Annotated in this window: 25 protein-coding genes and 1 tRNA gene; 8 read left to right on the forward strand and 18 right to left on the reverse strand. The window is 51.2% G+C overall.

The features are described from left to right. Nucleotides 1-38 precede the first annotated feature (38 nt). Complete coding sequence (locus H8L32_RS12975) at nucleotides 39-935, reverse strand: LysR family transcriptional regulator (RefSeq protein ID WP_186947669.1); 897 nt, start codon at nucleotides 933-935, stop codon at nucleotides 39-41. 77 nt (nucleotides 936-1012) lie between these two features. Here H8L32_RS12975 and H8L32_RS12980 point away from each other — a divergent pair, with 77 nt between their 5' ends. Both H8L32_RS12980 and H8L32_RS12985 read left to right on the forward strand, forming a co-directional pair. Further along, nucleotides 1013-1441 carry a DoxX family protein gene (locus tag H8L32_RS12980; protein ID WP_186947670.1) on the forward strand — a complete coding sequence of 143 codons (429 nt, stop codon included), beginning with the start codon at nucleotides 1013-1015 and terminating at the stop codon, nucleotides 1439-1441. Between the two features lie 14 nt (nucleotides 1442-1455). Further along, on the forward strand, nucleotides 1456-2118 hold the full coding sequence (locus tag H8L32_RS12985; protein WP_186947671.1) for a glutathione S-transferase family protein: 663 nt from the start codon (nucleotides 1456-1458) through the stop codon (nucleotides 2116-2118). Between the two features lie 59 nt (nucleotides 2119-2177). On the opposite strand, the gene H8L32_RS12990 is transcribed toward H8L32_RS12985, so the two are convergent. Then, complete coding sequence (locus H8L32_RS12990) at nucleotides 2178-4364, reverse strand: S9 family peptidase (RefSeq protein WP_186947672.1); 2187 nt, start codon at nucleotides 4362-4364, stop codon at nucleotides 2178-2180. 51 nt (nucleotides 4365-4415) lie between these two features. Here H8L32_RS12990 and H8L32_RS12995 point away from each other — a divergent pair, with 51 nt between their 5' ends. Further along, nucleotides 4416-4643 carry a hypothetical protein gene (locus tag H8L32_RS12995; protein ID WP_186947673.1) on the forward strand — a complete coding sequence of 76 codons (228 nt, stop codon included), beginning with the start codon at nucleotides 4416-4418 and terminating at the stop codon, nucleotides 4641-4643. Between the two features lie 57 nt (nucleotides 4644-4700). On the opposite strand, the gene H8L32_RS13000 is transcribed toward H8L32_RS12995, so the two are convergent. From H8L32_RS13000 to H8L32_RS13025, 6 genes are all read right to left on the reverse strand, one after another. Beyond that, the gene (locus tag H8L32_RS13000) at nucleotides 4701-5198 is read right to left on the reverse strand and encodes a Csu type fimbrial protein (RefSeq protein ID WP_186947674.1); all 498 of its coding nucleotides are present in this window, start codon (nucleotides 5196-5198) and stop codon (nucleotides 4701-4703) included. A 532-nt stretch (nucleotides 5199-5730) separates the two neighbouring features. After that, nucleotides 5731-6228, reverse strand: a complete 498-nt coding sequence (locus tag H8L32_RS13005) for a Csu type fimbrial protein (protein WP_186947675.1) — start codon at nucleotides 6226-6228, stop codon at nucleotides 5731-5733. Between the two features lie 241 nt (nucleotides 6229-6469). After that, the gene (locus H8L32_RS13010; protein ID WP_186947676.1) at nucleotides 6470-6937 is read right to left on the reverse strand and encodes a Csu type fimbrial protein; all 468 of its coding nucleotides are present in this window, start codon (nucleotides 6935-6937) and stop codon (nucleotides 6470-6472) included. A gap of 2 nt (nucleotides 6938-6939) precedes the next feature. Then, complete coding sequence (locus H8L32_RS13015) at nucleotides 6940-9210, reverse strand: fimbria/pilus outer membrane usher protein (protein WP_186947677.1); 2271 nt, start codon at nucleotides 9208-9210, stop codon at nucleotides 6940-6942. Between the two features lie 32 nt (nucleotides 9211-9242). Next, complete coding sequence (locus H8L32_RS13020) at nucleotides 9243-9953, reverse strand: fimbrial biogenesis chaperone (protein ID WP_230412196.1); 711 nt, start codon at nucleotides 9951-9953, stop codon at nucleotides 9243-9245. A gap of 28 nt (nucleotides 9954-9981) precedes the next feature. After that, a complete protein-coding gene (locus H8L32_RS13025; protein ID WP_186947678.1) occupies nucleotides 9982-10425 on the reverse strand; it encodes a Csu type fimbrial protein in 444 nt (147 codons plus the stop codon). 391 nt (nucleotides 10426-10816) lie between these two features. On the opposite strand from H8L32_RS13025, the gene H8L32_RS13030 reads away from it, so the two are divergent. Beyond that, a complete protein-coding gene (locus H8L32_RS13030) occupies nucleotides 10817-12286 on the forward strand; it encodes a hybrid sensor histidine kinase/response regulator (RefSeq protein WP_186947679.1) in 1470 nt (489 codons plus the stop codon). Then, the gene (locus tag H8L32_RS13035; RefSeq protein WP_186947932.1) at nucleotides 12286-12936 is read left to right on the forward strand and encodes a response regulator; all 651 of its coding nucleotides are present in this window, start codon (nucleotides 12286-12288) and stop codon (nucleotides 12934-12936) included. Before H8L32_RS13030 ends, H8L32_RS13035 begins: the two co-directional genes overlap by 1 nt. 55 nt (nucleotides 12937-12991) lie before the next feature. Here H8L32_RS13035 and H8L32_RS13040 read toward each other — a convergent pair whose 3' ends face one another. From H8L32_RS13040 to petA, 8 genes are all read right to left on the reverse strand, one after another. After that, complete coding sequence (locus H8L32_RS13040; RefSeq protein WP_186947680.1) at nucleotides 12992-13432, reverse strand: response regulator; 441 nt, start codon at nucleotides 13430-13432, stop codon at nucleotides 12992-12994. After that, nucleotides 13425-15422, reverse strand: coding sequence for a sensor histidine kinase (locus tag H8L32_RS13045; protein ID WP_186947681.1), 1998 nt, complete (start codon nucleotides 15420-15422; stop codon nucleotides 13425-13427). The genes H8L32_RS13040 and H8L32_RS13045 overlap by 8 nt, the downstream gene beginning before the upstream one ends. Nucleotides 15423-15805: 383 nt before the next feature. Further along, nucleotides 15806-15881 (reverse strand) — tRNA-Thr (locus H8L32_RS13050). Nucleotides 15882-15939: 58 nt separating this feature from the next. Continuing rightward, nucleotides 15940-16428, reverse strand: a complete 489-nt coding sequence (locus H8L32_RS13055; RefSeq protein ID WP_186947682.1) for a ClpXP protease specificity-enhancing factor — start codon at nucleotides 16426-16428, stop codon at nucleotides 15940-15942. A 266-nt stretch (nucleotides 16429-16694) separates the two neighbouring features. Next, nucleotides 16695-17306, reverse strand: coding sequence for a glutathione S-transferase N-terminal domain-containing protein (locus tag H8L32_RS13060; RefSeq protein ID WP_110256517.1), 612 nt, complete (start codon nucleotides 17304-17306; stop codon nucleotides 16695-16697). Between the two features lie 149 nt (nucleotides 17307-17455). After that, nucleotides 17456-18220 (reverse strand): cytochrome c1, encoded by a 765-nt coding sequence (locus tag H8L32_RS13065; protein ID WP_186947683.1) that lies wholly within the window; start codon nucleotides 18218-18220, stop codon nucleotides 17456-17458. A 22-nt stretch (nucleotides 18221-18242) separates the two neighbouring features. Beyond that, nucleotides 18243-19655, reverse strand: coding sequence for a cytochrome b (locus tag H8L32_RS13070; protein ID WP_186947933.1), 1413 nt, complete (start codon nucleotides 19653-19655; stop codon nucleotides 18243-18245). After that, a complete protein-coding gene (petA, locus tag H8L32_RS13075) occupies nucleotides 19655-20269 on the reverse strand; it encodes a ubiquinol-cytochrome c reductase iron-sulfur subunit (RefSeq protein ID WP_186947684.1) in 615 nt (204 codons plus the stop codon). Before petA ends, H8L32_RS13070 begins: the two co-directional genes overlap by 1 nt. Before the next feature lie 342 nt (nucleotides 20270-20611). On the opposite strand from petA, the gene mscL reads away from it, so the two are divergent. Continuing rightward, nucleotides 20612-21031, forward strand: a complete 420-nt coding sequence (gene mscL / locus H8L32_RS13080) for a large conductance mechanosensitive channel protein MscL (RefSeq protein ID WP_329605184.1) — start codon at nucleotides 20612-20614, stop codon at nucleotides 21029-21031. Nucleotides 21032-21099: 68 nt separating this feature from the next. Here the strand turns inward: mscL and H8L32_RS13085 are convergent, their stop codons facing one another. Next, on the reverse strand, nucleotides 21100-21861 hold the full coding sequence (locus H8L32_RS13085) for a Nif3-like dinuclear metal center hexameric protein (protein ID WP_186947685.1): 762 nt from the start codon (nucleotides 21859-21861) through the stop codon (nucleotides 21100-21102). A 13-nt stretch (nucleotides 21862-21874) separates the two neighbouring features. On the opposite strand from H8L32_RS13085, the gene H8L32_RS13090 reads away from it, so the two are divergent. After that, complete coding sequence (locus H8L32_RS13090; protein WP_186947686.1) at nucleotides 21875-23050, forward strand: Do family serine endopeptidase; 1176 nt, start codon at nucleotides 21875-21877, stop codon at nucleotides 23048-23050. Nucleotides 23051-23056: 6 nt separating this feature from the next. Continuing rightward, the gene (locus H8L32_RS13095; RefSeq protein ID WP_186947687.1) at nucleotides 23057-23734 is read left to right on the forward strand and encodes a DUF2461 domain-containing protein; all 678 of its coding nucleotides are present in this window, start codon (nucleotides 23057-23059) and stop codon (nucleotides 23732-23734) included. Here the strand turns inward: H8L32_RS13095 and tatC are convergent. Continuing rightward, nucleotides 23717-24493, reverse strand: a complete 777-nt coding sequence (tatC, locus tag H8L32_RS13100; RefSeq protein WP_186947688.1) for a twin-arginine translocase subunit TatC — start codon at nucleotides 24491-24493, stop codon at nucleotides 23717-23719. The two genes, H8L32_RS13095 and tatC, sit on opposite strands and share 18 nt — an antisense overlap. Between the last annotated feature and the right edge of the window lie 35 nt (nucleotides 24494-24528).

Here is a 24528-nt window from a genome sequence, read left to right on the forward strand (position 1 = left end):
AAAAGCCGCTGTGAGTGATAGAACTCACAGCGGCTTTTTCAATTCAATACCATCTCTTGCGACAGATACGAATACACCGCAGAAACTCTGCGCAAATGTCTGGCCTCGGTATGCGTGAGCAGCCACAGCTCGGTCTGACATTCATCCAGCACATCCGTCAGTTGCAGCAAATCCTTGCGACCTTGAGCAAGAAATAGCGGCAAGATACCCAGCCCCAAACCCTGCCCCACCAGTTCCGCCACGGTGAGTATGCTATTGACTTTGTAGGTCGCCTGCAGCTTTGGGAAGTGTTTCTTGCGCCATAGCACCGAAGGATGTTCAGGCAAGGCATCGTCAGGCGCTATCCAGTGATGACGCTGGGCGACATCGGCATCAAAGTGCTTTATCTTAGTGGTCTTGCCTGCATACAAGGCCACCCGTATCGGCCCCAGATGCTTGCCTATCAAATGCTGTGGCGGCCGCTTGCTGGCCCGTATCGCAATGTCGGCATCACGCCTGGTCAGGCTGGCGAGTTCATTGCCTGCATGCAGGTCCAGGCTCAAGAGGGGATGCCGCAGTTGCAAGGGCCTCAAGACGGGTGCCAGCAAGCCATGCAGTATGGTATCTGTCGTCGTGATACGCACGGCTCCTGCTACCTGGTCTGGCTGCATTTGCATGGCTGAACGGGCAGCTTCGAGTTGCGCTTCCATCTGCTCAGCATGCACCGCCAGTTCCTGCGCCAGCTCATTGGCCTGATAACCTGTGCGCGAGCGCTCAAACAGACGTTGTCCCAGACCTTTTTCCAGTTTTTGTATGCTGCGGAATACGGTGGAAGCATCCAGGGCCAGGCGCTCACCAGCCTCTGCCAGTTTGCCGGTACGCACCAGCGCCAGAACTATTTCCAGATCAGTAGCAGTTAATCTGTAATTCAGTCTGTATTGTGTTTTTGCATTCATAGTTTGCCCCGTTGCCTATTTTCATTGCAAATTCGAAATCATATAGTAGCTCCAGCTATCACTTTTTGGAGAATAAAATGACTCACTCAAATCCCTCTACCTACCAAGGCAGCAATGCCTACGGTATCACCCTGTTACGCATCAGTCTGGGCACTATGTGGATAGCCCATGCCTTGCTGAAACTGCTGGTGTTTACCCTGCCTGGTACGGCGCAGTTTTTTGTCAGCATAGGTTATCCGGGCTTTCTCGCTTACCCCGTATTTGCACTGGAATTGCTGGGTGGCGTGGCACTGGTACTCGGCATCTACAGCCGCCAGGTTGCGCTGGCACTGGTGCCTGTCATGGCGGTTGCCGCGACTGTGCATTTTGGCAATGGCTGGGTGCATACCAGCCCTGACGGTGGCTGGGAATATCCGGTATTTCTGATCGCAACTTCAGTCGCCGTCTGGTTACTGGGTGATGGTGCCTTTGCCTTGCGCCGCAGCTCCCGCTTTTCACTGGCATAAGGAAAGGAAAAATCATGCGTAGCAAATATACCCTGATCAGCCACCAGCTTTGCCCTTACGTGCAACGTGCGGCAATTACTCTGACCGAGAAAGGTCTTGATTTCGATCGTGTGGACATAGACCTGGCCAACAAGCCTGACTGGTTCCTGCAAGTATCGCCACTGGGCAAAACACCTGTATTGCTGGTGGATGGGCAAGTCATCTTTGAATCAGCAGTCATTTGCGAATACCTGGATGAAACCACGCCACACCGCCTGCATCCGCAAGCAGCACTGGAAAGAGCACAACACCGTGCATGGATAGAGTTTGCCTCGGCCACCCTGAATAGCATAGGCGGCTTTTACAATGCCCCGGATAAGCAGGCACTGAATACCAAAGTCACGGAATTAAAAACGAAATTTGCGCAACTTGAAAAACACCCAGGCGATGGTCCTTATTTTTCAGGTGAGAATTTCAGCCTGGTGGATGCTGCATTTGCACCCGTTTTCCGCTATTTTGAGGTGTTTGAACAGATAGCAGATTTTGGATTTTTTACTGATCTTCCTCAGATCCGGGCATGGCGGCAGGCTCTGCAGGCACGGGTTTCAGTACAGACCGCAGTCAGTGAAGATTATCCTGCTTTACTAAGTGCTTTCCTGCGTGCACGTCATTCTGCCTTATCGGCCCTGATGCAATAAAAAAACGGTGCAGACTTTTCTGCACCGTTTCTTATTGTTTTTGATGGCGGATTAAAGAATCAGAGATTATTTTTCAAAAATTCCCATTTGGCTTTTTGCAATGACCATATGGTCCAGTCACCACGTGGGCCGTGACCTGCACCTGGGTACAATTGCAGACTGTAGTCCTTGCCATTCTTGATCAGTTCATCGATCAGCATGACGGTATTTTGCGGGTGTACATTGTCGTCCATGGTGCCATGCATGATGAGAATTTTTCCGCTCAGATCCTTGGCCGCTTTCAATACACTGCCCTTGTCATAGCCTTCAGCATTTTCCTGAGGCAAACCCATATAACGCTCGGTATAGATACTGTCATACAGACGGTAATCCGTGACTGGCGCACCGACAAAACCGATCTTCCAGGCTTTGCTATGTGTCATCGCATACGAAGTCATGTAGCCACCATAGCTCCAGCCATTCAGAGCTATCCTGTCCATATCGGCCCAGCCCTGCTGGCGCAGCCAGTCAAGGCCATCGAGCTGATCCCGCAATTCCAGTTGTCCCAGCTTTTTATGTATCGGCCAGGCACTGACTGCGCCCTTGTTGCTGGCACTGCGGTTATCCAGTATCCACACCACATAGCCCTGTTGCGCCAGGAAATGATGCCAGAGATTGCTATTCCAGCGGTCCGTGACCTGTGGTGCCATGGGGCCTGAATACAGATGCTGGTAGACAGGGTATTTTTTCTTCGGATCAAAATCAGGTGGCAGGAACAACAGGCTTTCCATCAAAAAGCCATCTCGCGATTTGATTTGCTGTTGTGTCACGGTCGCCAGTTTCAGGCCCTGCATTTTTTCCGGCATGCCGACATCGTCAACCAGTTTCAGGGATGTACCTTCTGCATTGAATACGGCCTGCCTTGGCGGCTGCTTCAAACTGCTCCAGTTGTCGATGAAGTGGGTATAGGCCGTATTCCAGCGTGCCAAATGCGTACCCGATTCTGCAGTCAGTCTCTGCAACTTGTCGCCCTCCAGGCTGACTGCATACACATCGTTGCCAATCGGATTACGTTCATTCGCGGCAAACAATACCCGCCCCCGGCTTTCATCCACACCATACACACTACGGATATCCCACTCACCCTGGGTGATGGCTCCTTTCAACTTGTACTGTTTGTCATACCGATACAGGTGCCGGTGCCCGGTTCGATCTGATTCCCAGACAAAGCTGCCATCTTTCAGGAACTGGGGCAGTGGCAAACGATCCGTCCATGCCGGGCCGCTTTCGCGCAGCAATTGTGTGCTGCGGTACTGCGCATCGTATAAACGCAAATCCAGCCAGGTCTGTACCCGGTCTTGCCAGGATGCCAGCAACTTGCCATCCGGCGTCCAGCCCACCTGCACGATCAGGGTTTCTTTGCCAGGATAAGGATTCTCAGTCCAGCTGGTGTTGCCAGCCATATCAACGACACCCAGTCTGACTTCGGGATTGGGATCGCCAGCCTTGGGATAACGGGTACGTTCAGTCCTGACCGGCTGCACATGATCACCGCTGAGGGTATACACCGGCACCTTGCTTTCATCAAAGCTCAGGTAGGCCAGTTTTTTCGAATCGGGTGCCCACCAGAAAGCGCGCAGGCGGCCACGGCCATACACCTCTTCCATGTAGACCCAATCAAGGCGACCATTGAATACCGTTTCACTACCGCCTGTGGTCATACGTTTTTCGGTAGCGCTGGCGACATCGGTTACATACAGATCATTGCCTTTCAAATACGCGACTGATTGCAGATCGGGAGAAAGCAGGGCTTCATCTTCAGCCACGTCAGGCGTATGCGTCAATTCCCTGACCTTGCCCTGCTGCAGATCAAGCAGCCATACATCATTCTTGTAGGTGAACAGATAAGACTTCAGTTCCGGCTTGATCAGCGGTGTCAGCTTATCCACCTGCGCCCTGGCTTCGCGTTCCGGAATGCCCGCCGCCGTCATCATGGCCAGGATATTGCCATCTGCCGGTAGCGCCTGCTTTTCCCAGGTGGCGGGGTTAACTACCCACTGTTGGACGACGCCGTTGGTACTCTGGGTTTCTATCAGACGGTTTTGTGCATCCCATGCCAGACGAGTGAGGGTTTTGGTATCAAATTTTTCTTTTTTTGTCGGGTGATACAACATTTCCAGACTCAACATTCCTTCTTGCGCATGGACGGCCGTAACCACCAGCAGCGGGAACAGGAACAACAACTGCGATACCTTGCGAAGTTTCATAAGACTCCTACTCTTTTCATTTCATTAATACTGATCAGGCTTTTACCAGAAATGCATGATCAAACCTTTGCATCAAGGAATTATGACCGCTATACAGGGCAGCAGTTCAAGTATTGGGGAACGAGAACGAGAAAAAAGCAGGGAATGCCTGAAAGGCGGGGGATACAGAAAACAGGCTATTCCGGCTTAAATATGACAGACCCGGCGCCCCGGGTCGGTCTGTCCTGGAAAATCTGCCTGTCAGAAACCATCATCAAGCTGAAAAACATCACATTATAAAAATCTGACGTACACATCCGGCCATTCCCTCCATGTGAAGGGGCCGTACCAAGTCGATCAGTAAGTCAAGGTAACGGTAACAGTATCGCTATACACACCAGCGGCGACGCTCTGTCCACTAGGTACCCGGCCATACACGGAAATGGATTGGGCGGAACCAGTACCTGTACCAATCGCAGTATCGGAACCCACGGTATTGCCCCAGACGGTGCTGCGACCTGCATCTTTATAAAGAGAATACGTCAGTGTGCCACTGACAGAACCTGTCATCTTACGGGCTGCCATGGTGGCGCCCGAGCCACCACCGGCATCCAGACCAACGTTATAAGATGTGCCATTAGTGCAAGTGATGCTGACGGCAGCGCTGTTGTCGATCTGACTGCTTGCATAGGCGCCAAAAGCCAGGGAAGCACCGGTCACAGAACATGCCGACAAGACGGTGGCGGACACTGACAGGCTGCCAGTAGAAGTCGCTGCAAAGCTGCTGGCTGAAACGCACAAGCAGATGGCAGAAAACAATTTGGTGATCAGGCGGTTGCGGTTTGCGTTGGACATGATGTTTTCCTAAGGCTGAATTATCGGGTTCTGTTAGTGGCTAGCTTTTTCATATTTCTGAATCAAGCTCAGTGATGTAACTTTATGCCCGATAGACTTTCTGTGGTATCAGGGTAAACCTGAGTTTCGCCTTATGTGACTCAGGGTTTTCCTGATATCGACAAAAATCGGCAAAATAATTTAAAAAATAATGGCCACCGTTCAGCGGCAGCAACAGAAGTATTTCTTGTGGAAAACGCCACAAAAAAACAAAAATAACGCCAATAACAGGCAATTTCGCCACGCATATGACGGAACCGACACCCGTATCCGTCTACCCAGGAAAATCCGACTGTCATAAATCATCAACAAGCCTAAATGGCCTGCCTAATAAAAAAATACGACAAAAATACGACGCAAATACACAAATGCGACACAAATACATACACATACAAGGTGCACGACCTGCCAATGCAAAGGCAATCAGCAATCAGTGGTGACGCAGTACCAACTCGATACTAATTCAATACTTATAGCGTATCAGCCTGGTCTATCAGTAAGTCAGGGTAACGGTAACAGTATCGCTATATACACCGGCGTCGACATTCTGCCCGCTTGGTACGCGGCCATACACAGACATGGATTGCGCAGAGCCGGTACCTGTGCCAATGGCTGTATCGGAACCCACGGTATTACCCCAGACGGTGCTGCGACCGGCATCCTTGTAAAGAGAATAACTCAGCGTTCCGCTGACAGAGCCTGTCATCTTGCGGGATGCCATGGTGGCACCCGAGCCACCACCGGCATCCAGCCCAACGTTATAAGATGTGCCATTGGTACAAGTGACGCTGACGGCAGCACTGTTATCAATCTGGGCATTTGTGTAACTTCCAAAAGCCAGGGAAGCCCCCGTCACCGAACAGGCAGCCAGGACAGTGGATGACACTGACAGGCTACCAGTGGAGGTCGCTGCAAAGCTGCTGGCTGTCATGCACAGAAAGACGGCGGGCAATAATTGGTGTATCAGGCGATGGCGGTTTGCGTTGGACATGATGGTTTCCTCAGGCTGGATTCGGGTTCTGTTTCTGGTTCTTTTGTAAGCCAGGTTTTTCACTGTTTTGAGTACCTGCGCTGTAATAGAACTTTATGCCCGACAAGCTTTCTGTGGTATCAGGGTAAGCCTGAGTTTTGCCGTATATAACTCAGGGTTTTCCTGATATGGGCAAAAATCGGCAAAATTATTTACCGCGTTTTGAAAACCTGTTTCATCCATACATCAGTCAATACATTTTTCAATACGTCAGCAAAATCGTGACCGTATCGAGATAGGCTCCTGCCTTGACGTTCTGTTTGGCAGCGATACGCCCATACACGGAATAATTGCGTATCACCGGTACCACTACATTGAGCAGGTAACCATCGTTGACCACGGTAGAGCTGGCAGTGCCATCGCCCCAGACGGTGGTGCGCCCGGAATCGGTGTATAGCTGGTAAGTCATTTGTGAACTGCCACTGGTCATGATCCTCGACCCTATGGTGCCCGTCAGACCGGCATTCAGCTTGACGCTATAGCTGACCAGTATCGACACCAGGGCATTGCAGGTCACCGTCACCGTGCCGCTGATATCAGAAGGCGTATTCGATAGCGGATCATAGGTACTGAATGTCACTGGCAGCGTGGAAACCGTACAGGTCAGGGCTTGAGCCTCATAACTGAAGAGCAGCATCAGGATCAGAAATAGTTGGCGAAAATAGCGCATGATCATTTACAGGTAAGTGGACCTATCACGGGTATCGTGTCTTTTTGCGGAATACTGCCCGCGTTCATACGACATCTGGCCCCGGTTGCAGTAATGATTTCGAGATTGTTATCGATCTGCACTTCAGGAAAATACGTTTCACCGTCATACCCGACCAGTGCCTGCACGCCGCCGCGCTTCATGCGGACCTGGCTGCCGACAGGCAGGAATTTGCCATCCTGGTCACGCAATATGATGCGCGCACCCAGGCTTCGGGCAAGTTTGAAATGCGCAATGACACCGTTACGGTGCTGTGGTCTGACCGTTTGCTCAGACACGCCTACCTGCACATCCAGTGGCAATTCAGTGAGATCAAGGGAAATCTTGTTGAGTTCATACGAGCGCAGGTCGGGTATCAGCAATTTGCCACGCTGATCAGTACGGCCCACCTTGCGGTTTTCAGCAAATACCGGGACATCGCTGATACCATTGGTATCCACAATGGCAAAACTGTCATCCACCCAGTTGGACAGAAAGAAAGAGCGGTCGGCCCACACCACAGCCCCACGCACATTGGCGCGCTGGCTCAGTAGGTTGGCATTTTGCGCGACGGCAAAACTGGCACGTGCAGCATCGGCGCGGTAAGAAAACTCAGCCAGCCTTTGTGTATAGTCACCCTCATTCGCCTGTAGTTGCCAGCCAATATCGCCAGCCACGATGGCCGGCCTGGATGCCTGTAGCGACAGATTGCGCAGGCCACCGCCTGATGTATAGGTGGCACTCACACTATCCCTGCCCCCCAGGGCCATGAGCAAACCCATGGTCAGGCCATAGCTCTGGTCCGTGCTGTTGCGAAACCCTGTCAGGAAAAAATTTGCCCGGTTGAAAATCGACTTGAAATAGGAAAAGGAAAATATGTCGGCATCTATCTGCCTCACTTCCGGCATGTTTTCAGTACCTGGCAAAGTCGTTTTTGCCGAGGTATAAGCCAGGTTCAACGAGCCATACTGTTGTGAATATAAACCCACGCTGGCATTCAGCAAGGCACGTGGCACGGGCGACCCGTACACGGCACCAATGTCGCGATAATCACGGTCGGCCTGTAATTTTGAAACGGAAAAACTGGCCTCGGCAGCGCGCCGCTCAAACCCCAGCATATATTGCCGGCCACGCCTGTCACCCATGGTGCTGCCGCTGATTGCTGCACTCAATACCCCCCAGTCATACAGTGTGGTTGCCAGGCCCATGCCGGCCAGACGCAGTGAATTGGCCGTTTCTGCATGTCCTTCCAGAGTCAGGGTGGGCGAATAACCGTAGCGTGTCGATGCAGATGCCACCATGCCACCGTAGTCGCTACTTTGCAGTCCATAATTTCTGCGCAGCGCCCCAGCTTCAAGCGAATAGGAAAACAGGCCATCCCGCAGCAATTTTTCGCTGGCATAAAACGGTATGTTCCTGAAGGTCTGGCGCCCCAGCGCATCGGTCACGGCAATCGACACCGTACCAGCACCGGTAGCGACAGGTGCACGCCGGATTTCAAAAGGCCCCGGCGGCACTGCTTCCGATAACTGGCGTATGCCGTTCAGGAACAGGTCTACATTGGAAGCCACAACGGCCTCGCCACGCAGATCAGGGGTAGGAAACGTCACCAGGTCCGGCCGCAGGCTGAAATCGGTGGAAAGCTGCAGGCCCCCAATACGTACCGGCCTCGACCAGGTCAGTCCATTGCTGATAAAGTCACCGACACTGTAGCGCTGCATGGTAGTAGGGCTGGAATGAGTATACGTGGTATCAAGCCGCAAAGGACTGAACCTGCCACCTTGTGCATAGGCCAGGCCGGTACTGCTGAATACATGGGGACCATAAAACACCCTGGCCTCGGCCAGGCCACTGAGAGCACGGCTACCTGCCGTCTGCGATGCCAGCACATCATAGTTGATCAAGGCCCCCAGACTCCTGTCTGTCATGGCCCTTGCCTCATCGTCGGCAGAGCTCATGGTCAATTGCGTGGTACCGAGCATGTCTGCGCGCACATTGATATTGATTTTCTGCGCAGCCATATCGAGCTGGACATCATCAGAAAAACTGGCCAGGTCGATTTGCTGTCCCTGCTGCCCTTGCTGCAACTGTTGTGCTGTCAGTCGTATACCGGCAGCCTGCAATTCTTCCACGCTTGCATATAACTTGCCTGCACGCCTGGTAAATGGCACTACTGCCTGCGTCTGACGCCCGTTCACACTCACCTCCAGCAATAATATTTCGTCCGCCGGGGCAGCCTGAAGCAAAGTCGTCATACAGAAAAACATGGCACACATGACCAGTAATTTCATGGCATGACGATGGTATCCACTTCGATGGCTCCGGTATCTGCTGTTGCATATATCTTCACTGGCAACCCGGCCTTGAGTTCTGCGGCTGACTCAAATTCATAGCGACGCTTTGCGCCTGCCAGAGCATACGGATTGGCGGCGGCTTTCGGTACCAGTCGCTTGCCATCAGGCAGACCCACGCTGATATTGAGTAACCTGGTCCGCTGGCCGCCCTGGTTTTCTACAGTGATGGTTTGCTTGCTGCCGGCTTCGACACGCCAGTTGATGCGTGCCGCCTGCGGCTTGTCCGGGACAAGAAATACCGGCATGGAAATACGGAACTTGAAATTGACTGCGACCTGACCTTCGTCTGGAATTTCATCAATCAACAGGCGATAAGCCAGCTCGACATTACTGGACTGGGGCTTGCGAGATACCACGCGTATGACCTGGGATGCGCCAGGCGCGATGCTGAACATGGGGGGGCTGATCAGCAGGGTTTCGGTACTGTTGAGCTGGTCATCATTGTCCAGCTGGGTCCATTCATAACCACGGACCTGCAGGGAAACGGCATGATCGTCCTTATTAACGATACGTATGACACCAGCCGTACGATTCATGCCCAATTCAAGTACGACAGGAGCGATCTCGAAATTGGAAGCACGGGCAGAGAAAGAGCCTGCCATCAAACTGAAACCAAGAATTAAAACACATGCATAAGGAAACATGACGTCTCCTCCATCGCGAGGTTTTACATCAATAGGTCAGGGTGATGCTTACCGCTTCATTGTAATTACCAGGTGTAACTACCTGACCAGCCGGGATGCGACCATATACAGGCAGATTTTGCAGATTGCCATTGCCGGTACCGGCGACGGCATTGCTGTCCACAGCGCTTCCCCAGAGCTTGCTACGCGACGCATCCTGAAACAAGGCATAGTTCAGTGTGGCATTTGACGGACCTGCCATCTGCCGTACATTGGCATTGGCACCACCAAGACTCACCACGTAGGCCGTGCCTTGCGAACAATTCACACCGATATTGCTGGTTTGTTCAACAGGCGTGGTTTCATAATTTCCAAAGGAAATTGCCGAACCCTGTACTGTACAAGTTGGGACAACAACTGCAGATACTGCCAGGCTGGCAGTACGATTCTCTGCCAGAGCTGGTGTTAGTATAACAAGTAAAGCAGAGAGCATTGCAAAATTAATCATTAACTTTGGCAATGTTTTTATTTTATTTAAAAAAATACACATTATCTGATAAGAGGAACATCAATCTGTACCGGCATGGTCAACTGCATCACGCAACCAGGCTCCTGATTGCAGTTTTTAACCTGCATTCATCCGGTATTCATCTGTTTTGACAAAAAATTACAACTAATTCTATAATAATTGCTAATATCTAATTTGCAATGATCTTTGTTGTTATGGCTAGCTTTTTTCTGGCCGTAAAACAACCGGGCAGGACTAAACACAAACAACAAGTCTGAAGCTGTAAGGATATAGCGATATTCCTTTATCAGCACGCAAAATCGCTTTTTTATACAATATTTTGCCTTCTACTTGCTAACTGTATAAGGACCAGCTGATGAATATACCGCTGCGTGTACTTCTGGTTGAGGATGTCAGCGAAGATGCGGAGCTGATCGTCCGCGAACTCAAGCGCGGCGGCTTCGCGCCTGACTGGTTAAGAGTGGACAATGCCAAGGCGATGCAAAGCGCACTGGAAGAATCAAAGTGGGATATCGTCATTTCTGACTATTCCATGCCTTCTTTCAGCGGCTTGAATGCGCTGGAAGTTCTGAAGCGCCAGAAGGTACAGATTCCCTTCATCATTACTTCAGGTACCATCGGTGAGCAAACTGCGGTCGAAGCCATGCGTGCTGGTGCCGATGATTTTTTTCTCAAGCAGAATATTGCCCGCCTGCCACTGGCAATCGAAAGAGAATTGCGCGATACCGTCCTCAGACGAAAAAAACTGGCCAGCGAAACCTCGCTGCGGGAAACCCAGGCACGGTTCCATGCCTTCATGAATAATGCCCCCATGCCTGCCTGGATCAAGGACAGGGATTTGCATTATGTCTACGTAAATGCAGCCCAGGCCAGCTTCTTTGGCATGTCCCCAGCAGAAATGATAGGGCGTGATGACTTTGATCTGATGTCGATAGGTGCCGCACAAAACTCACGTCATCATGATGAACAAGTCCTGGCCAGCAAGGAAAGCCTCAGCACCCAGGAAACCATCGCAGATGAAGGCCTGACCGCTCGGATATTGAATATCACTCGCTTCCCTCTGAAAGTGGATGAAGGCATGCCCATGGTTGCCGGCCTGGCAATTGATGTGACGACACAGGTGCATGGCGAGAAAAACCTGAAAGCAGCCAATCAGCGCCTGCAGATATTATCCAGCAGCGTCATAGAGGTGCAGGAAAGAGAACGCCAGCATCTGGCACGTGGCCTGCATGATGATGTGGGGCAGTCACTGACCGCTCTCAAAATTATGCTGCAGGCAGCACAGAAAAATGATGCAGAAAACCGCCATGCCAAATTACAGGAAGGCATAGAACTGGTATCGAGCATTTTGTCCCAGGTACGCACGCTGTCGCTGGAATTGCGCCCGCCCCAGCTTGATAACCTGGGCCTGGTATCGGCCCTGCGCTGGTATGTAGAAAGCAAAACTTCAGACGACGGCCTGCATGGCTGGTTTGAGCATGAAGGTGAAATCAGCAAACTGCATCCGGATATAGAAAATACCTGTTTTCGCATCGTCCAGGAAGCCATCACCAATATCCTGCGGCATGCCCGGGCCGGCAATATCTGGGTCAGGCTGGACAAGAATGAAAGCAATCTGATCTTGCGTATACGCGATGACGGCAAGGGCTTTGACGTGGACAAGGCGCGCGAGCATGCAGTACGTGGCAATAGTTTCGGACTACTGAATATGGAAGAACGCGCCCTGCTGGTGGGAGGCACGATGGATATCAAATCTTCTCCGGGCAGTGGTGTAAGCATCGACGTCGTGCTTCCCTTTACCCCCGGTATCAGGGAGCTCACATGATCAATATACGTGTTTTGCTGGCAGATGATCACGCGCTGGTGCGCAGCGGCATACATTCATTACTGAAATCCATGCCTGGCATACAGGTGGTAGCCGAAGCTGCCGATGGGGCCGAAGCCCTGTTGCTGGCAGGCACCCACAAGCCTGATCTGGCGATTCTGGATATCGCCATGAAAGGCATGAATGGCGTTGAAGCTGTACGCCGTTTCCGCGCCCAGCAACCAGATATCAAATTACTGATGCTATCCATGTACAGCAGTGAAGAGTATGTGATGCAGGCACTGAATGCCGGTGCCAACGGTTATTTGCTGAAAGATTCTGCCGCATACGAACTGGAAAAAGCCATACGCCAGGTCATGCAGGGCCAGCGTTACCTCGACTCCATACTGTCACCCCAGGCACTGGATGAATATATGCGCCGGGTACTCGACAAGGGCACCAGCGCTGAAGTGCTGACCCCAAGGCAAAGACAGATATTGCAATTGATTGCCGAAGGGGACAACACCAAGGAAATTGCCTACCGGCTCAATGTCAGCGGCAAGACGGTCGAAACCCACCGGGCACAACTGATGGAGCGCCTCGACATTCATGACGTACCCGGTCTGGTTCGCTATGCCATACGCATGGGCCTGACTACAGCAGAAAAATAATGGCACCCGTTACGGTGCCACGCAGTACTCTTCGCTTATGAATAGGGTAGCCCTCTTATTTGGGCACCTTGTTCATCACTGTCCAGTACAGACCAACCTGTGCAACCACACTCATGAAAGCATCGAAATCGACCGGCTTGATCAGGTAACTATTCACACCCAGCTTGTAACAGTCGGTCACGTCGCGTCCTTCTGCTGACGAAGTCAGCATCACTACCGGAATAGTCTTGCTGCGGTCATCGGCCTTGAAGCGCTTGAGCACTTCGACACCATCCATTTTAGGCATTTTGATGTCCAGCAAAATCAGCTTGGGATCGCCCTTGTTGCGGCTTGCGTATTCGCCAGTACAAAAGATGAAATTCAATGCTGCCACGCCATCCTTGACCCAGACCAGCTTGTTGCCCAGGTTATTCTTTTTCAGCGCACGTATCGTCAACTCCGCATCTTCTTCACTGTCTTCGACCAGCAAAATTTCTACAACTTCCAGTTCATCCATTGTGCTCTCCTATTGGCAAGGTGAAAAAGAAAGTGGCACCCTCATCGATGATTGATTCCGCCCATACACGTCCACCGTGCCTGCTGACGATACGGTGAACAATAGCCAGACCAACACCGGTACCACTGAATTCATCGACATGATGCAGGCGCTGAAACACGCCAAACAACTTGTCATAGTATTCCATATTAAAGCCTGCACCGTTATCCCTGATCATATACCTGAGCATACCATCCTCTGTACTGCCACTGATCTCGATACGCACCCGCTCCTTTTTGGCGCTATATTTGATCGCATTGGACACCAGATTCACCCAGACTTGTTTCATCAGGCTGCGGTCGGCAAATGCAGAAGGTAAAGCCAGCAGTTGTATCTCTGGCGGATCGGGCAGATTCTGCACGGATTCACTAATGACTTCCTGTGCCAATGCCGTCATGTCGATGTGGAATTTGACCACATTCTGACGACCCAGTCTGGAAAAAGCCAGCAAGTCATCAATCAGATTACCCATGCGCTGACTATTGCTGCGGATGACGGCAAGGTAACGTGCTGCACTCTTGTCCAGGCTGGCGGCATAGTCTTCTTCCAACATACGACCGAAGCCATCGATGGCACGCAAGGGAGCGCGCAAATCATGCGAGATCGAGTAAGTAAAACTCTCCAGATCAGCGGTGCGCTCGGTAATTCTTGCCTCCAGAGTTTGATTCAGTTCTTGCAGTTCGTCATTCAATACTGCCTGCGCACGGGTTCTTTCTTCGACCTTGCTTTCCAGTTCTGTGTTCGATCGCTGCAAAGCCAGTTCCAGTGCATTGCGTTGATCATTCTGGTTTTTAAGCAGCCAGAAAGTAAACAGTAAAATCGCAAAACCGAGCAAATTGCCCATCACAATAATTGAAATCGTACTGGATGTGCTTTGTATGGAATCCTGTTTTCTTTGTACCAGCAAAAGACTTTCTGCATCTGCAAACTGAACCATCGTCGATATCAGAGGTTTAAATTCCAGATCCAGCCTGGCATCGTTTGCATCTGTCGATTCTTCAGGCAAAATCTTTTGCGCCGCCTCCAGGTGCGTCAGCAATATCTGGCGCAATTGCATCAATCTGCTTTGTTGTTTTGGATTGTCTTTGCTCAGCCGGTGCAACTCAATTATCTTGTCGTCGATCGCCGCGGTGATAGCCTTGAATTCATGCTGATCACTGGCACGCCTGGCCTGCTGCAAAGTACCGATCACTTCATCGGCAAACAGCCTGACCTGATACGTATGATCCACCCAGTTGGTACGCGCATCCAGTGCACGCAGACTGCCATATGAAACAAACATGGTAGTGATCAGTACCGTGATTGCCACTCCCAGGAACAGGTAGATATTCGATTCTTTTTTGCTGGGGCTATCAGCCTCTGCTCTTTCAAGTAACAGTGCGCAGGCAAACAGGCTCATGCCCAGCCCGGTTGAAAAAGCCATGCGCGGAAACCCATACCAGGTATAGGCCAGATCCAGCAATAATGCATACCCCACCATGCCCAGCAGGCTGATGGTCAGCATGATGGACGCCAGCATGCGCGGTTTCACATAAAAAAAACCATCTGTGTACAACAGGCCGACACCACCGACCATGAATGCCAGCGCGGTATTGGGTGCCATGCGGCCAGGGTAAGGATTGGCATCGTCAAACCAGCGGTGCAGTCCTGGCATATCCAGACCTGTGCTGATGGAGAACAGGTTTTCCAGCAGCATCATGCTGCCAATCAAAATGACAATAATGCCAACCAGCTTGCGTACCCGTACACTATGTGTCGCGTGGAACATCGGCAAAGCCAGAGCAATGCCTACGCAAAAGAAACAGAATGCCGTTGAAAACACCATGACCGTACTACTGGGGAACAGCAGAATCCAGAGTGGATGCCGTGTCACCCAGCCCGTCATCGTCTCTGCGCCAAGCAAAATCAAGCCTAGCCCGATCAATCCCGGTTGAGTGACAAGACGCTTCATAGTCCGGCTCTCCTTACGGTCAAAGTTTGATAACTATTCAAACACATACCACTTCAGGATCAGATTCAGGCCGGTATGTTCCAGGCCCGCAGAAAGTTTGAGTGCTTGTCAGGCATGGCAATTCCAACAATTGACAAAATGAGAATATCAGAAAAAACCGATTTTGCCAGTAATTATTAAGCCGATTGCTTGCCAGTCAAGGCGGCGGTAAATTTCTTGCAACCATGGGACGCAAGCTGCCACCACGATTCGTGCTAAACGAATACGGCGATAAAGACCTGCAAGACTTGCTTGCATAACGAAAACTACAGAGAGGGATTTTGTTGCAAAGAGGAGAGATAAAGAAAAATCCCACCGTTATTGCTAACGATGGGATTTTAATTTGGTGCCGACTGCCGGAATCGAACTGGCCACCTGATGATTACAAGTCAACTGCTCTACCAAATGAGCTAAGTCGGCGAAACTTTTTTCGTTTTTGCTTCGTTACCGTTGCATTCCCGAAGACCAAGATTATAGGCTACTTTATTATTTTTAGCGAGGGCTTTTCTGATTTTTTTTCAGGTTTTTTTACTTCTTCTGGTGAAACAGCGGTTTCTGCCGGTGCCGGCTTGCTGTTCACTGCGGCAAGGCCAAGTACAGGTTTGACGGGTTCATCCGTAGCCTCATCCGTGGCAGGGCTTTCGCTGGCTTCGCTGAGATCAACTTCAAATGCCATGCCCTGGCCATTTTCACTGGCATACACTGCCATGACATTTTCAACCGGCACATGGATATCGCGCGAAACCCCGCCGAATCTGGCTTTGAAGGCAACGGCATCGTTATCCATCTTCAGGCCACTGGTGGCACCAAAACTGATGTTGAGGACAATCTCGCCATTGCGTACAAATTCCATGGGGACGCGTGCGGCGTGATTCACTTTGACTGCCATATACGGGGTGTAGCCATTGTCGGTACACCATTCATAAATGGCACGCATAAAATAAGGCTTGGTGGATATTTCTTGCATGGCTATACCATCAGTCGGAAGTGTATTTCAAGAATAGGCGTGGAGCCCAAAAACAACAAGGCTGACGTAGTACATCAGCCTTGTTATCCCTATCTGCTACGGACTGCGCTCTTAAAACCTGTTGACGATCTGTAGCGAGCGGGCGTCAGCGGAGAGAAGAGCAGCGCAAAAAGCGAAATGTACTTCTGGTACATGAGCATTTTGAGCAGCACATGAGCCCCGCGTCGACTCCTATTACGCCCGCGCTTAAGATCGTCAATAGGTTTTTAACGGCGCATGACCTTTTCAGAAGGTGTCAGTGCTTCAATATAGGCAGGACGAGAGAAAATGCGTTCTGCATATTTCATCAGCGGTGCTGCTGTCTTCGACAATTCTATACCATAGTGATCGAGGCGCCACAACAATGGTGCAACGGCCACGTCCAGCATGGAGAATTCATCACCCAGCATGTATTTGTTCTTGACGAACAAAGGAGCAAGCTGCGTCAGACGATCGCGGATTTCTGCGCGTGCCTTGTCCTGTACCTTGGCCGACGCGGTGTTCTTGTCGTTTTCCAGAGTATGGACGTGAATGAACAATTCTTTTTCAAAATTGAACAACATCAGACGGGCACGTGCACGTTGCAGCGGGTCTGCCGGCATCAGTTGCGGATGCGGGAAACGTTCATCGATGTATTCGTTGATGATATTGGATTCATACAATATCAATTCACGTTCAACCAGAATCGGTACCTGACCATAAGGATTCATGGTCGAGATATCTTCCGGTTTGTTAAACAGATCAACATCGCGGATTTCAAAATCCATGCCTTTTTCAAACAGAACCAGGCGGCAACGTTGGGAAAATGGGCAAGTTGTGCCCGAGTAGAGAACCATCATTTTATAGTTCCTTAGAAACGATCAGGGCGAGGAGCCAGTTTTGCGCACCTCACCCCTGGGATTACACGTCCATTTACGACGGAGAAAAACGGACGATCTCAAAAATCCCCGGTTCACACTGTAAGCAGCATCAACCGGGAACATTACATTTATTTGACTTCTTTCCAGTACGACGCGTTCAGACGCCATGCCAGTGTTGCCAGTGTTGCCATGAACAGCAATACCCAAACACCCAGGCGTTTGCGTGTGCTTTGTGCAGGCTCACCCATCCATTGCAGGTAAGCGACCAGGTCACCCACTGCATTGTCATATTCCAGGGAAGTCATGGTGCCCGGCTTGACTGTCTCAAAACCATCAAATTTATGCACGGTCTTGGATTCGTCATGCGCGTCTTTTTCTTCTACCATTTTGACTTTACGCGTGCCTTGCAGTTCCCACAGTACATGTGGCATGCCGACGTTAGGGAACACCATGTTGTTCCAGCCAGTTGGACGGGATTCATCTTTGTAGTAAGTACGCAGATAAGTGTAAATCCAGTCAGCACCAGAACCCGCCTCAGATGCCTTGGCACGGGCAATCACGGACAAGTCTGGTGGCACTGCGCCAAACCAGGCCTTGGCATCTTTTGCTGCCAGCGTGGTTTTCATCAGGTCACCGACTTTTTCACCCGTGAACAACAGGTTTTGCCTGATCTGGTCATCTGTCAAACCGATATCTTTCAAACGGTTGTAACGCATCGCAGACGCAGAGTGGCAATTCAGGCAGTAATTGACGAACAGTTTCGCGCCGTTTTGCAAAGCCGCCATATCCGTAGATCGGTCAGGTGCATGATCCAGTGGGAAAGTACCGCTATTTGCCAGTGCCAGTGCAGGAGCAAAAGCCAACACAGCGATCAGTTTTTTAAGTAATTTCATGCTTATTCTTCCTCGCTTTTTCTCAGTGCGCTGCAAATGTAACGCGCTTTGGCACAGGCTTAAATGTACCCATTGCACTCCACCATGGCATCAGCATGAAGAAGCCGAAATAAATGATCGCGCAAACTTGAGAAATACGCTCACGAATTGGTGAAGGCGGCTCGACACCGAGGTAACCCAGGGTAACGAAGGCAATACCGAAGACGATGTACACATATTTGTGCCAGTCTGGACGATAACGTATCGATTTGACCGGAGAAACGTCGAGCCATGGCAACAATGCCAGGATCATGACAGAACCGCCGAACAATACCACACCCCAGAATTTCGCATCGAGTGCACCTGGCATCATGCCTGCTACCGCAATCACTGCGATCGCAGCAATGGCGATTTTCACCAGTTGTGGCAACTTGGTCGTCAGCCAGATCAGCACGACATAGCCAACTGCACCTGCCTGTACCACGAACAGGAACTCGGAAGTGGTTGCACGCAGAATCGAATAGAAAGGCGTGAAGTACCAGGTAGGAGCAATGTGCGGAGGCGTTTTCAGGGAATCAGCCGGGATAAAGTTGTTGTATTCCAGGAAGTAACCACCCATTTCCGGTGCAAAGAACACGACTGCACTGAAAATTGTCAGGAACACAGTCACACCAAAGATATCGTGGAAAGTGTAGTAAGGATGAGAAGGTACGCCATCAACAGGGTGACCATCCGGGCCCAGGTTTTCCTTGATTTCGATGCCATCAGGATTATTGGAGCCTACTTCATGCAAGGCGATCAAGTGAGCAACCACCAGACCCAGCAAGACCAGAGGAATGGCGATGACGTGGAAAGAGAAGAAGCGATTCAATGTCGCATCAGACACCACATAGTCACCACGGATCCACAGGGACAGATCAGGACCGATGAAAGGAATGGCACCAAACAGGTTAACAATAACCTGAGCACCCCAGTAAGACATCTGACCCCATGGCAGCAGGTAACCGAAGAAGGCTTCGGCCATCAGGCACAGGAAGATGGCAAAACCGAACAACCAGATCAGTTCACGTGGCTTGCGATACGAACCGTAAAGGAAAGCACGGGTCATATGCAGGTAGACGACGATGAAGAATGCCGAAGCGCCTGTCGAGTGCATGTAGCGCACCAGCCAGCCCCAGGGCACATCACGCATGATGTATTCAACCGAAGCAAACGCCAGTGTCGCATCTGGTTTGTAATGCATGACCAGGAAAATACCGGTAACGATCTGGATAACCAGCACCAGCATCGCCAGGGAACCAAAGATGTACCAGAAGTTGAAGTTCTTTGGTGCGTAGTACTTGCCCCATTGATCATTCCACAGCTTGGTCAGCGGGAAACGGGAGTCAACCCAGTTCAAGGCTTTGTCCACGACAGGAGCGTCCGCCGGGAGTTTTTTCTCAACAAATGCCATGATCAGGCCTCGCCTTTCTCATCTTTACCGATGATGATTTTAGTATCTGACAAAAACATGTGACGAGGCACATCCAGATTTTGCGGAGCTGGTTTGTTTTTATATACACGGCCAGCCAGATCAAAAGTCGAACCGTGGCATGGGCAGAGGAAGCCGCCATTCCAGTCGTCCGGCAAAGATGGCTGTGCGCCTTCCTGGAACTTGGAACTTGGAGAGCAGCCCAGATGAGAGCAGATACCAACAGCCACCAGGATGTCACTATGTTCTTTACGCGCACGGCTTTGCTTTTCGCAATAGTCCGGCATTTCCATGGTGTAGGGTTTTTCTGACTTTGGATCAGCGACCTTGTCTTCTGTCTTGGCCAGACTCGCCATCATTTCTGGCGTACGCTTCAGTATCCATACTGGCTTACCACGCCATTCCGTAGTCGTCATTTCACCCGGTTTCAAGGCCGAAATGTCCACTTCCACTGGAGCACCAGCTGCCTTGGCACGCTCGGATGGCTGGAAAGTGCTTACCAGCGCTCCTGCCGTTGCCAAGCCTGCCACACCACCCGCCGCGCAAGTGGCGACGAGCAAACCGCGACGGCCGGAATCGACCTGCTTTTCGATACTCATACCAACCCCATTCTGTCAATAATCAAAACTTGATGAAGCAAAACCCAGCTTCTAGCAACCTTAAATTATAAATGAGGCGGGTATGGTTTTAAAGAAAAAGATATCCGAATCACCAACTTGAAGGCTTTTTTCAACATTTAAGCCCTCATTTGCGCGCTTCAGCTAGTCTTGAGCCTGCTTAAAGTCCAGAATTCCAATCAGGATTTGGTATTTATACCGGGATGGAAAACAAAATTGACAAAATTCCCTCTCCTTTTCATGTGATTTGGGCATTAAAATCTTGTCACTTATCGTTGGGGCATGGCATTTGCACCAGCTCTATCCACCAAACAGGAGATTTTCATGAGTATGTTGCAAGAATTCAAAACCTTTGTCAGCCGTGGCAATGTGGTCGACCTCGCTGTCGGTGTCATTATCGGTGCCGCTTTTGGCAAAATCGTTGATTCGCTGGTCGGTGACATCGTCATGCCTGTGATTGGCCGTATTGTCGGTGGCCTGGACTTTTCCAACTACTACATACCTTTGAATGGCCAGGGCACGCATCTGGTACTGGCCGAAGCCAAAAAGGCCGGCGGCGTCATCGCTTATGGTAATTTTGTTACGGTCAGTGTTGGTTTCCTCATCCTGGCTTTCGTGATTTTCCAGATGGTGAAACTGGTGAATGCGATGAAAAAAGCAGAACCTGCGCCAGAACCAGCACCAGAAGTAACGGCAGAAGACATTCTGTTATTGCGTGAAATACGTGACGCTTTGAAGAAGTAATAAGAAATAATAAGAAGCAATGCCATCCTTTCCCCCTTGCAGGCAAGGGGGAAAACTGTGATTGCCCGTCACACCGGATTATCAATATCCACGAAACTATGCGTTATACCGAGTTTCGCTGCGATGAAATTCCCCAGGCTTTGCACGCCAAAACGCTCGGTCGCATGGTGGCCGCAAGCCAGGTAAGCTACCCCTGATTCCCGCGCCAGATGCACGGTCGGTTCAGAAATCTCTCCACTCAGGTAAACACTGGCCCCCGCCGCAATCGCCTGGTCCAGCATGTTCTGCGCAGCGCCGGTACACCAGGCTATACGCCCCAGCGGTATCGCCGGGTCACCGATCAGCAAAGGCTTGCGCCCCAGTTTATGTTCAACATGCAGCGCCAGGTCAGCCATGGTATTGAGCTGTACATTGTCTGCCCACCCCAGCCAGCCGAGGTCATTCTCACCAAAACGCCCGTCCGGCAGCAAGCCCAGGCAACGGGCCAGGCCAATGTTATTACCCAGCTCAGCATGTCCATCCAGTGGCAGATGGTAGGCAAATAATGAGATATCATGCTTCAACAACAATTTCAGCCGGCGGTGTTTTTGCCCTATCACGCGCATGTCTTCGCCGCGCCAGAAATAACCATGGTGCACGAGTATGGCATCCGCCTGCAGTTCCACCGCTTTCTCCAGCAAGGCAAGATTGGCGGTCACCCCGCTGACGATATGTTTTATTGTATCCCGCCCTTCCACCTGCAAGCCATTTGGGCAATAATCACGAAAGTAACTGACTTGTAATTCTTTAGCCAAAAACTGGCCCAGCTCATCCCGATTCACTGATTTCATACTCACTCTCACTATGCGTCGTCTTTGGTTATTGTTTGCCCAAACTGTCACTGTCGGTCTGGCGATATGGTTTATTGTAACCACCTTGAAACCCGCCTGGGTAAAAGGTGGTTATCGTGCGGGCCAGGATCTGCCCTTGAATGCCGGTGTCACCGTCAAGGAAGCGCCACCGAATAGCGTGCCGGCACAAAGCTCGTATGGCGCGGCAGCCAAACATGCCATGCCGTCCGTGGTGAATATTTACACCTCGAAAGAAGTCCGGCAACGTCGCAATCCCTTGCTAAACGACCCCTTTCTCAAGCGTTTTTTTGGCGATCAGCAAAACCCGCAGGCCGAACGTCTGTCCAGCCTGGGTTCTGGCGTGATCGTCAGCACCCAGGGCTATATTCTGACCAATAACCATGTGGTCGAATCTGCCGACGATATCGAAGTCGCACTGGCTGATGGCCGCAAGGCAAATGCCAAAGTGGTCGGCACCGATCCGGAAACCGATCTGGCGGTCATCAAAATCGATTTGACCGATTTACCTGCCATCACCTTTGGCCGCTCGGACCAGGCCAGCGTCGGTGACGTGGTGCTGGCCATAGGCAATCCCTTCGGCGTCGGCCAGACTGTCACCATGGGCATTATCTCGGCCCTGGGCCGCAATAACCTGACCGACAATGCCTTTGAAAACTTCATCCAGACCGATGCTGCCGTCAATCCTGGTAATTCCGGTGGTGCGCTGGTGGATGTCAATGGCAATCTGCTGGGCGTCAATACCGCGATTTATTCGCAAAATGGTGGCTCGGTAGGCATAGGTTTTGCCATTCCGGTATCCACCGTCAAACTGGTGATGGAATCCATCATCACCAATGGCCATGTTGTACGCGGCTGGATAGGTGTAGAACCGCAAGACATTACGCCCGAGTTGGCAGAGAGCTTTGGCCTGAAGCAAAAATCCGGTGCCATCATCGCTGGCGTCATACGTGGCGGCCCAGCCGACAAGGCTGGCATGAAACCAGGTGATATCCTGATCGCAATCGAAGGTAAAACCGTGGGCGACACCACCCAGATGCTGAATCTGGTGGCTCAGCTAAAACCTGGCAACAAGGCTAAAATTACTGTCTTGCGTGACACGAAGGAACCCACACTGGAAGTCCTGATAGGCAAACGCCCACCGGCACGCAGAGAAGAACAGAGAGAGTAAAACCCCATGCACCTGATTGATTTGCAAGCCTACCTGTCCGAACTGGGCGATAACAATAACCGCGCCTGGTTTGTCATGAACAAGCCGCGCTACGACATCTTGCGCGCAGAATTTTTGCAACTGGTAACGGAACTGATTGCCGACATCAGCAAGTTTGATCCGGCGATTGCCGGGCTGGAACCGAAAAAAGCGCTGTTCCGTATCAACCGCGACGTGCGCTTTGCCCATGACAAATCGCCCTACAAGACGACATTTTCTTCATCCATTTTACCCAGCGGGCGCAAAAAACCCAGCGAAGGTGGCGGGCCGGCTTATTATTTCCAGATGGATGGTACTGGACGCCTGTTTTATGCCTGCGGTGAATACATGCCGCCATCAGACCGCCTGAAAGCGATACGTAACCAGATCGTGGCTGACCCGGATGGCTTTGCCAAAGTATTGAAGGATAAGAAGCTGAAACAGTATTTTGGTGTCTTGCAGGATGAAGGCAAGCTGCAACGTCCGCCGAAAGGCTTTGATGCTGATCTGCCTCACATAGAGCAGATCAAGTTGAAAAATTTCATGGTGTGGACAGAATGCCCACTCAAGGGCATGGATACGGATGACCTGAAAGCCACCCTGCTGAAAGCCTACCAGAGCGCAAAGCCGCTGGTAAGCTGGTTAAGATCAGTTCCCGCCGTTTGATTCTGTCGATCCGGGTGCCTGGGTTGCCTTCACGAACAGCGGAGCAATCAGCAAACCCAGTTCAAACAGGATAATCATCGGTATCGCCAGTGAAAACTGGCTGACGATGTCCGGCGGTGTCACGATGGCGGCGATGACAAAAGCACCAACGATGACATACGGGCGTATGGCCTTGAGTTTTTCCAGCGGTACCAGCCCCATGCGCACCAGCACCACCACCACCACCGGCACTTCAAATGTCACTCCAAACGCCAGACACATGGAAATGATGAAATCCAGGTAGTTTTCTATATCTGGCGCCACACTGATGGAGGTCGGCGCAAATTCATTAATGAATTTGAAGACGCGGCCAAACACCAGGAAGTAACAGAACGCCACGCCGCTCAGAAACAGGACCGAAGAAGAAATCACCAGCGGTGCCACCAGACGCTTTTCATGTGTGTACAGGCCAGGCGCGATGAAAGCCCAGGCCTGGTACAGTATCCATGGCAGTGCCAGCATGAAAGCCATCAGCAAGGTGACTTTCATTGGCACCAGGAATGGAGATATGACCCCTGTCGCAATCATTTTGGAACCCGCCGGCAGGGATGCCAGCATGGGTTTTGCAAGAAAATCATAAATCGCCGATGGACCAGGCCAGGCCATCAATGCTGCACAGGCTATACCCAGGCCATACATGGCCTTGACCAGCCGGTCGCGCAGCTCGACCAGGTGCGAGATGAAGCTTTCTTCAGGACTGTGTTCCGTTTGCTCGCTCATGCGAATACCGCCAGATTATAAATACGCAAAAACAT

It is taken from the genome of Undibacterium hunanense, assembly GCF_014284335.1.
GTDB lineage: Bacteria > Pseudomonadota > Gammaproteobacteria > Burkholderiales > Burkholderiaceae_D > Undibacterium > Undibacterium hunanense.